1 protein-coding gene is annotated in these 1353 nt (G+C 63.8%); it reads left to right on the top strand.

Annotation, left to right across the window (positions count from 1 at the left end; all coding sequences use genetic code 11):
• Positions 1-157: 157 nt before the first annotated feature.
• A partial coding sequence (locus IP83_RS07460; RefSeq protein ID WP_054121588.1) for an IS256-like element ISSpma2 family transposase occupies positions 158-1353 on the top strand: 1196 nt, incomplete at its 3' end.

Below are 1353 nucleotides of genomic sequence, written 5' to 3'. Positions count from 1 at the left end.
GCTAGCGTCCGCGCTCGTGGTGTAATTTCCGGTGTAGGCGATGGTGTATTCCGGGGTGGGGCATGCCCCACCCCGGAATGCGGCGTCGCTGGTGGCCACCGGGCTCATCGTTATGGTGGAGTTTGCACACTTCAACCGTGACGAAGAGGAGTTCCCGATGACCGAGGACAGATTACTGATCGAAGAGCTGGCTGCGAAGGGCGGCCAACCGGATTTTTTGCGCAGCATCGCCGAGAACGTGTTGCAGCTGATCATGGAGGCCGACGTTGACGGCCTGATCGGCGCTGGCCGACACGAACGCAGTGGGGAGCGGGCCACATGGCGCAACGGCTATCGCGACCGCTCGCTGGACACCCGTGTCGGCACGCTCAACCTCAAGATCCCCAAGCTGCGCGCCGGATCCTACTTCCCCGGCTTCCTGGAACCCCGGAAGATGGTCGAGAAGGCGCTGGTCGCGGTGATCCAGGAGGCGTGGATCGGCGGCGTCAGCACCCGCCGGGTCGACGAACTGGTGCAGGCCATGGGCATGACCGGCATCTCCAAGTCCACGGTCTCCAAACTGTGCAAGGATATCGACGAGCGCGTCCACGCCTTCCTCAAGCGCCCGCTGACCGGCGAGTGGCCCTATCTCTGGCTCGATGCCACCTATCTCAAGGTGCGCGAAGGCGGGCGGATCATCAGCGTCGCCGCAATAATCGCCATGGCCGTCAACACCGAGGGCCGGCGCGAGATCGTCGGCCTGCATATCGGCCCCTCGGAAGCCGAAGTCTTCTGGTCCGACTTCCTCAAGGACCTGGTCCGCCGCGGCCTGACTGGCGTGAAGCTGGTCATCTCCGATGCCCACGAGGGCCTCAAGGGTGCGATCACCCGTGTCATGGGTGCCACCTGGCAGCGCTGCCGGGTGCACTTCATGCGCAATGCCCTGTCCTATGTGCCCAAGGGCCAGAACACCGTGGTCGCCGCCGCGATCCGGCAGGTCTTCCTCCAACCCGACCAGAAAAGCGCGACCCAGGTCTGGCGGCAGGTCGCCGATCAGCTCCGCACCCGTTGGCCAAAGCTCGGCGCCTGCATGGACGAGGCCGAAACCGACGTGCTCGCCTACACCGGCTTCCCCACCCAGCACCGCACGAAATTACACTCCACAAATCCGCTCGAGCGGCTGAACAAGGAGGTCAAGCGCCGTGCCGATGTCGTCGGCATCTTCCCGAACGAGGACAGCATCGTCCGCCTCGTCGGCGCGGTCCTGCTCGAACAGAACGACGAATGGCAGCTCCAGCATCGCTACATGCAGATCGAAGGCATGGCCGAACTCAATCAACCCATGATCGAGGAGGAAAATCAGCCCCTACACAT

Origin of the sequence: Novosphingobium sp. AAP93 (genome assembly GCF_001296055.1) — a bacterium.
GTDB lineage: Bacteria > Pseudomonadota > Alphaproteobacteria > Sphingomonadales > Sphingomonadaceae > Novosphingobium.
This window is presented reverse-complemented; position numbering and strand designations above follow the sequence as displayed.